Source organism: Planctomycetota bacterium (genome assembly GCA_035574235.1).
Taxonomy (GTDB): domain Bacteria; phylum Planctomycetota; class MHYJ01; order MHYJ01; family JACPRB01; genus DATLZA01.
On sequence record DATLZA010000017.1, the window covers coordinates 1 to 6,976 of the forward strand.

At 71.8% G+C, this 6,976-nt stretch carries 7 protein-coding genes; 4 read left to right on the plus strand and 3 right to left on the minus strand.

What is annotated here, in order from left to right:
- Both VNO22_01060 and VNO22_01065 read left to right on the plus strand, forming a co-directional pair.
- A partial coding sequence (locus VNO22_01060) for a sigma 54-interacting transcriptional regulator (protein HXG59937.1) occupies positions 1–640 on the plus strand: 640 nt, incomplete at its 5' end.
- Positions 637–2,241, plus strand: a complete 1,605-nt coding sequence (locus VNO22_01065; protein HXG59938.1) for a hypothetical protein — start codon at positions 637–639, stop codon at positions 2,239–2,241. The genes VNO22_01060 and VNO22_01065, both read left to right, overlap by 4 nt.
- Here the strand turns inward: VNO22_01065 and VNO22_01070 are convergent, their stop codons facing one another.
- Positions 2,242–2,601, minus strand: coding sequence for an Hpt domain-containing protein (locus VNO22_01070; GenBank protein ID HXG59939.1), 360 nt, complete (start codon positions 2,599–2,601; stop codon positions 2,242–2,244). It abuts the gene before it with no gap.
- A gap of 143 nt (positions 2,602–2,744) precedes the next feature.
- On the opposite strand from VNO22_01070, the gene VNO22_01075 reads away from it, so the two are divergent.
- Complete coding sequence (locus tag VNO22_01075; GenBank protein HXG59940.1) at positions 2,745–3,086, plus strand: hypothetical protein; 342 nt, start codon at positions 2,745–2,747, stop codon at positions 3,084–3,086.
- Positions 3,087–3,092: 6 nt separating this feature from the next.
- On the opposite strand, the gene VNO22_01080 is transcribed toward VNO22_01075, so the two are convergent.
- Together VNO22_01080 and VNO22_01085 are read right to left on the minus strand one after the other, a co-directional pair.
- Positions 3,093–5,864: a protein kinase gene (locus VNO22_01080; protein ID HXG59941.1), complete on the minus strand. Its 2,772-nt coding sequence runs from the start codon at positions 5,862–5,864 to the stop codon at positions 3,093–3,095.
- Entirely contained in the window at positions 5,845–6,498 is a 654-nt protein-coding gene (locus VNO22_01085) for a sigma-70 family RNA polymerase sigma factor (GenBank protein HXG59942.1), read from the minus strand. Before VNO22_01085 ends, VNO22_01080 begins: the two co-directional genes overlap by 20 nt.
- Before the next feature lie 173 nt (positions 6,499–6,671).
- Between VNO22_01085 and VNO22_01090 the strand changes: the two genes are divergently transcribed.
- Positions 6,672–6,976: hypothetical protein (locus tag VNO22_01090; protein ID HXG59943.1), on the plus strand; the 305-nt coding region annotated here is incomplete at its 3' end.

A 6,976-nucleotide genomic window follows, 5' to 3' on the forward strand; every position in this document is an offset into this window, starting at 1 on the left:
CGACATGCCCCTCCCCACCCAGGCCAAGATCCTCCGCGCCCTCCAGGAGCGATCCTTCCAGCGCGTCGGCGGCGACGAGAAGATCGCCGTGGACGTGCGCGTCATCTGCGCCACCCACCGCAACCTCGAGGAGGCGGTCGAGAAAGGCCTGTTCCGCAAGGATCTCTACTACCGTATCAACGCGCTCGTCATCGAAATCCCGCCGCTGCGCGAACGGCCGAGCGACATCCCCGAACTCGCCCGCCACTTCCTGGCGCGCTCGAACCGCTCCGAAAAGCGCCAAGTCCTGGGATTCTCGGCCGCCGCGCTCGAAGCCCTCTGCGCCCACACCTGGCCGGGCAACGTCCGCGAACTCCAGCACGCCGTCCACCGCGCGGTCCTCGTCTGCGACGGGGACGAGATCCGCCCCGAGCACCTGCCCCCCGCCGTCACCCGCGGCCACGCCGCCGAGGCCGCGCCGCCGACCCCCTCGGGCCAGGAAGGCCTCATCGAGGCCGTGGAACGCCTGGAACGCTCCATGATCCTGGCGGCCCTCGAGAAAAACGGATGGGTCAAGGCCCGAGCCGCCCGTGCCCTCGGGGTGACGGAGCGAATTTTGTCCTACAAAATGCAGAACCTCGGAATCGAAAAGCCGTCATGAGGGTCGCGCGGTGCGTCCTGGCTCTTGCCGCCGCGGCGGCGCTCCTGCCCGCCTGCCACGAGACCGTGGCGCTCTCGGCCGTCCTGGCCTCCGCCGACCGCGTGGAGCTTTCGTGGACCTCGGGATCCGTGGACGGATTCGTCGTCGAACGCGCCGCCGGCGGAGGGGCCTTCGTCCCCCTGGCCCCGCTCCCCGGCTCCGCCCGCGCCTGGACGGATTCCGCTCCCCCGGGAGGCACCCTCCTCGAGTACCGCCTCCAGGTCCGCGGCTTCGACGGCTCCCTCCATCCCACCTCCGCCGCCCGCGTCGTCACCCCGTGGGCCGCTACCTGCGGCGGAGCCGGCGACGAGGACGCCCTTTCCCTGTCGGTCCTCCCCGACGGCGGACTGGCCGTCTCCGGAGAAGGATTCCCGCTCACCTGGGGCTCTTACGACGCGTGGATCCTCCGGCTGGCTCCGGACGGATCGATCCTGCGCCAGAAGGCGTACGGCACCCCGCTCGGCGAATGGGCCACCTACGCGCGGCCCGCCTCCAACGGGGACCTCCTGGCCGTGGGCGCATGCGGCTGGACCCCCGGCCAGGGGGACGCCTGGATCGCGCGTCTGGCCCCGGACGGCGCGCCTCGCTTCCAGCTCGCCCTGGGCGGGACCCGCTACGACGAAGCCCTGGGCGTCGAGGAAACCTCCGACGGAGGGTTCGTCGCCGCCGGCTACACCTGGTCGCAGGCGGGGGGCGGCTCCGACCTCTGGGTGGCCCGGTTCGATGCGGCCGGAGCACTCCAGTGGCGCTACGCCTACGACACGGGCCGCGCGGAATTTTCTCCCGGCTTCAGCCTCCAGATCCGCGAGCTGACCGCGCGCAACGGATGGCTCGTCGCCTCGGCCGTCGAGGAATCTCCGGGGGGATTCTGGGACGCCTGGATCGTGGAGCTCAATCCCGCCGGCAACGTCCGCCGCGCGGCGCGGCTCGGCGGCCCGGGCATGGAACTTCCGTATATGGCCGTGCCCCTTCCGGACGGGGGCTTGATCCTGGCGGCGGCCTCCTCCTCCTTCGGTTCGGGGGACTTCGACGCCTGGATCGTGCGCCTGGACCGCCGCTGGAACCCCGTCTGGCAGCGCTCCTTCGGCGGCCCCCGCACGGACGCGGCCCTCTCGGTGGAACCCACGCGGGACGGCGATTTTCTGGTGGGCGGATGGACGGACTCCTTCGGGGCCGGGGCGGAGGACCTCTGGATCGTGCGCCTTTCGGGGGCGGACGGCTCGATCTTGTGGCAGCGGACCTACGGGGGGCCGGGCTCCGAGTGGGCGCCGATGATCTGGGTGCGCGAGACTCCGGACGGCGGGGTGGCGGCGGCGGGGGCCACGCGTTCGGCCGGCGCCGGCGGGAGCGACCTCTGGGCGCTCAAACTCGCGCGCGACGGGACGATCGGTTTCCCCGCGTCGGGGGTGTTCCGCTCCCTCCCGAGCGGCGCCTCGATGCTCACGACCACGGCGGTTCCCGCGCCGCTCGGGGCCTCCCGGAGGAACCTGGGGTTCTCCGTGTCGGCGTACCCCGGGTCGGCGGCGGACACGTCGGCTGTTCCCCTCCGGCAGGCGCCCTGATCAGGCTTTCCGGTGGCGTTCGGCCTGAAGCTCGCGCCCGGCGCGCGCGTATTCGGCTTCCACCTGGGGGATGAGCGAGCGCAACGTGTCCCAGTCGGACGCGTGGGCGGCGTCCTGGAGGGTCGCGCAGAGGCGGGACAGCGGCTCCGCCCCCAGGTTTCCGCTGCTTCCCTTCATGGTGTGGGCCAGCCGCTCCGCCACGCGCGCATCCCGGTCCTCGATCGCCTGGCGCAGCCCGTCGAGATGCCGCGCGAACTCCCGGAAGAAAACGTCGATAAGTTCCGCCAGAAACCCGGGAGATCCCTGCTCCTCGAGCGCCCGCAAATCGTTCAATACCTTGGGGTTAATCGCCGGGTTCACGGATCCTTGCCCCCCTTCGTGAACGTCCCGTCCTGGAACTATTCTACCCCGACGGAGGTGGGTTTGATTCATCTTCGAAACATATCGGCCGCCCCGCGCGATTCCTGGACGCCGCGGCGCCTTTCGGGCGTATAATTCCCTTCGTGCCCGTTTTCCTTCTGGGCGAGACGCCCGGCGGACCGCCCTTCAACCGCGCGTTCTTCAACGCGGGTCTCGGCGACCTTCTCGAGCGGGCGGGGAAGCCCGACTCCTACCGGCTGACGCTTTTTTTGAGCGACGGGACGAGCCTCGAGGTCTGCAAGCTCGAGGAGCTTCACGAGTCCTACATGGTCGTGCGCGGCTACCGGGGGGAGGAGGACGACTGCGATCTCACGCTTCAGGCGATCCCGTACGGCCTGATCTACCGCCTCGAGATCGCCCCCAAGGGGGCGCGGGAGAAACGCCTGGGTTTCACCTGGAACCGGACCGGACTGCGCAAGCCGTAACGGCCCTCATTCCCCGAAAAGATCCCTCGCGCGCGGTTCGAGAGCCACGCCTTCCCGCAAGCGCGCGGCCGCCCCTTCCGCGTCTCCCCGGAAGGCCGCCAGGAGTCCCGACGCCAGCGGCGCTTCGGGCCGCCCTGGATCGATCCGCCGCGCCGTCCGGAACTCCTCCTCGATCGCGTCGATCGTGTCTTCCGAACCGCTCCGCAGCCGAAGGAGCCGGACGAGGCCCCGCCCGACGCGGGCGGCGTAGGCGATCCCGTCCTCGGGCGCCTCCAGCATCTCCGGCCAGTCCGCCGGTCCTCCCTCGTACATCCCCTTCATGCCCCGGCAGGAGCGCGCCAGCGCCAGAAAAAGCGCCGCCTCGCGGCGCGCCCCCGGGAGCTCCACGAAGCGCAGCGGCACCGTGGAGCAGGCGCCGTCGAAGTCCCCCAGATAGAGCCGCCGCGCGGCCAGCGCTAGAAACGGCCCGGCCTCCGATGCTCCCTCCGCCGCCGCGCGCGCAAGGGCCGCCCCCGACCCCGGCGGGTCCGGGAAAAACTCCCTCAACAGGCGCGCCGCAAGAAAACCCGCGCCGGCCGCGACGAACCGGGCGGATCCCCGCACCCCCCGGGCCGTCTCCCCGAGCCCGGCGTCGGGCGGCGCCTCCAGGAGCGCCAGGCCCAGATTCGCGTCCACCTGGCGGTCCTCCCGGTCCCGGTTGCGCCTCAACGCCTCCTCGAGGCATCGACGAACCTCGTCCCACCGCCCCCGCCGGGCGTAGGCGCGGGAGAGATCGTTGAAATACTCCCACCCGGTGACCCCCGGCGGGATCCGCCGGACGCAGCGTTCGAGATCGGCGGTCCCTTCGTCCGGACGGTCGAGAAGAAGAAGAAGCTGGCCCCGCTGGTAGAGCGCGTAGGGCGCCTCGGGCGCCGCCTGGACCATGCGCGACGCCTCCGCCAGGGCCTCCTCGAAGCGAAGAAGCTTCCCCAGAATCCGCGCCCGGTCGCCCATCCGCTGGGGATCTCCGGGAAGCCGCGCGAGGCTCCGCGTCACCAGAGCCAGCGCCTCCTCCAGCGCCTCGGGCCGCCGCGTCTCCTCCAGCAACTGCGCCAGGTGGGACGCCAAGGTCGGGTCGTTGGGCCGCCGGCGGTGGGCTTCCTGGAAGGCCGCCAGGGCATCCTCGCCCGAGGTGCTGCGCCCCAGGAGGAAGTGAAACTCCCACCGGTTCGGGTCGGCGCGCAACCCCTCGCGGGCGGCCCGGCGGGCCTCCGCGAGGTCTCCTTCCAGAAACGCCAGGCGCGCCCGGGCGATCTTCCGGTCGATGTCGTCGGGCGACAAGACGAGGACCTGCTTCAGGTCGCTCCGCGCGGCGTCCCCCCACCCGCGGTCCTCCGAGCCGCGCCCTTCGGCCAGGGAACGGGCGCGTTCGCGCTCCGCCAGGGCCTCGCGCGCCGCCGCCCGGTGGAGGTAATAGCTCGGATTGGTGCGGGCTCTTTCGATCGCCAGGGAAAGTTCGCGTTCGGCTTCGAGGGGGCGCTCGCGCAGGAGAAACGCCCGGCCCCGCGCGGCGTGCCCCTCGGCGTCCTCCGGCCGCTCCTCGAGCGCTCGCCCCAGCAGTTCGAGCGCGCGGGCGAGGTGGCGGTCGAGCACCGTCAGGTCCGCGTCGGCCATGATGAAGAGCCGTTCGGCCTGTTCCAGGGCGTCGCGGCCGGCCTGGAGAAAGGGTTCCGCCCGCAGGCGCCGAAGGTCGCGTTCGGAAGCCCGCGTCGCGGCGGCGATCCCTCCCAGGAGAACGGCCGCCGCGGCGGCGCCGAGGGCCGCCGCGCCGGGGCGGCGACGGACCCAGCGGCAGGCGCGCTCCAGACGGGACGGCGGGCGGGCTTCGATGGGGCGCCCTTCGAGGAATCGGCGCAGGTCGTCGGCCAGGGCGGAGGCGGAAGGATAGCGGCGCCCCGGGTCCCGGGCCATCGCGCGGGCGACGATCGTCTCGAGTTCCCGCGGCACCCGGGGGTTGAGGCGCCGCAGGGGGGGTGGATCCTCGGCGGCCAGGCGGCCCAGGAGTTCCAGCAGGTCGCGCCCCTCGTAGGGCGGGCGCCCCGCCAGGGCCGCGTAGAGGGACGCGCCCAGGCCGTAGATGTCGGAGGCCACGGAGGCGGGTTCCCCCGAAGCGACCTCGGGGGCCACGAAGGCGGGGGTGCCGGCGAACACGCCCGAACGGGTGAGGGTGCCTCCCGGGTCGCGCGGCCGGGCCAGGCCGAAGTCGATGAGGCGCGCGCGGCCCTCGTCATCCACAAGGATGTTGCGGGGGGTGACGTCCCGGTGAAGAACGCCGCGCTCGTGGGCGTGCTGGAGCGCCCGGGCGATCTCTTCCGCCGCGCGGGCCAATCCCCGCGGGTCCGGATCCACGCGGTCGAGGGGCCGTCCGGGGATGTAGTCCATCGCGATGTAGAAGCCGTCTCCGTGGGGCCCCACTTCATGGACGGACACGACGGCCGGGTGGGAGAGCGCAGCGGCCAGACGCGCCTCGCGTTCGAGGCGGCGGCGGCGCTCGGGGTCGGGGTCGGTCAGGAGTTTGACGGCGCAGAGACGCCCGAGGCGCTCGTCCCAGGCGCGCCAGACGGTGCCGCCGCCGCCCGAGCCCACGACGTCCAGGAGCAGGAACCTGCCGCCGACCCGGCGGCCGGGATCGCGACGGGCCTCGGCGGCGAGCGCGGCCGGAGGCGCAAGGGCTTCGTCCTCCGGATCCGCCTGGATCTCGCGGAAGAGCCGCAGCAGCTTATCTTCCTCGTCCGTCATCCGCGAACCCCACGAGTTCCCGCAGTTCGTCCCGGTAGTCTTCCGGGTTCCGGCAGCCGGCGCGGATGAGGTCCGCCAGGTGGGCTTTCAGGTTGCGGCGGGCGTGAAAGAGAAGATTGCGGACGTCGTTTTCCCCGCGTCCCAGCCGCGCGGCGATGTCGGCGTACGAGCATCCCTCGAGGTAATGCCAGCGGAGCGCCCGGGCCTGCGCGGGAATCTCCCGTTCGAGTCCCCCGAGCGCCGTTCGGGTCAGATGGGCGATCCAGAGGCGTTCGAAGATTTCCCGTCCCGGGTCCATAGGCTCGCGGATCTGATCCAGCGGAAGCGCCTCTCCGGAGGCCCGCCGGCGAAGCGCCTCCTCTCGGCGGCGCCAATCGGCCAGCACGTTCCGGATGAGGGTATGAAGGAGCGTGCGGAAGCGTCCCTTTTCCGGTCGGGCGCGTTCCAGGAATTCCGTGCGGCAGGCGCGCAGGAGGACCTCCTGCGCCAGGTCGTCGGCCTCGGCGTCCAACCCTATGCGGCGGAAGTAATCCCGGACGGGTTCGCCGTAGGTCCGGGCCACCTCCTCCATCGCCGGGCCGTCCCGCTCCCGGGCCCTCGAAAGGAGAGCCCACACGGTGGTGATGAACCCCATGTCCCGATCCCCGCGGGATTATAGATCCGCCGCGTCGATTCTTTAAAACTTTTCCGCCCCGTTTGCGGAGAACCTAATGGGAGGGCTCGCGCGCCCCCGGACGGGCCGCCCGGGGCGCGCGCGTCCCTGTTTCGGGATCCGGCGGCCCGTTCTTTGATGGGAGGGTATCTTCCATGCGTCTTCTGGTCCGAGCGGTCGGCCTGCTCCTCTCCGGCCTGGCGCTCCTGGGCGCCTCCAGCTGCGACGAGGGCGACACCATCATCGTGCAGTCCTCCTCGACCCCCGCCGTCAAGGAGGCCTTCGTGGGATGCTATGACGGCCGCATCGTCCGCATCCCCTCCGACGGAGCGCCGGAGGTGTTTTACACGTTCACCGCCCCGTCGGGAACAGTGCAATCCATCACCGGCCTCGCCTGGCATGCGCCTTCCGGAACCCTGTTTTCGGTAAGGTGGGTTATTACGCCCATCCCCCCCCCCCC

Bases quoted from the DNA above. Each gene is read 5' to 3' on its own strand.
- VNO22_01085 (HXG59942.1), bottom strand. From the start codon at position 6,498: ATGGGGTTCATCACCACCGTGTGGGCTCTCCTTTCGAGGGCCCGGGAG.
- VNO22_01065 (HXG59938.1), top strand. From the start codon at position 637: ATGAGGGTCGCGCGGTGCGTCCTGGCTCTTGCCGCCGCGGCGGCGCTC.
- VNO22_01080 (HXG59941.1), bottom strand. From the start codon at position 5,864: ATGACGGACGAGGAAGATAAGCTGCTGCGGCTCTTCCGCGAGATCCAG.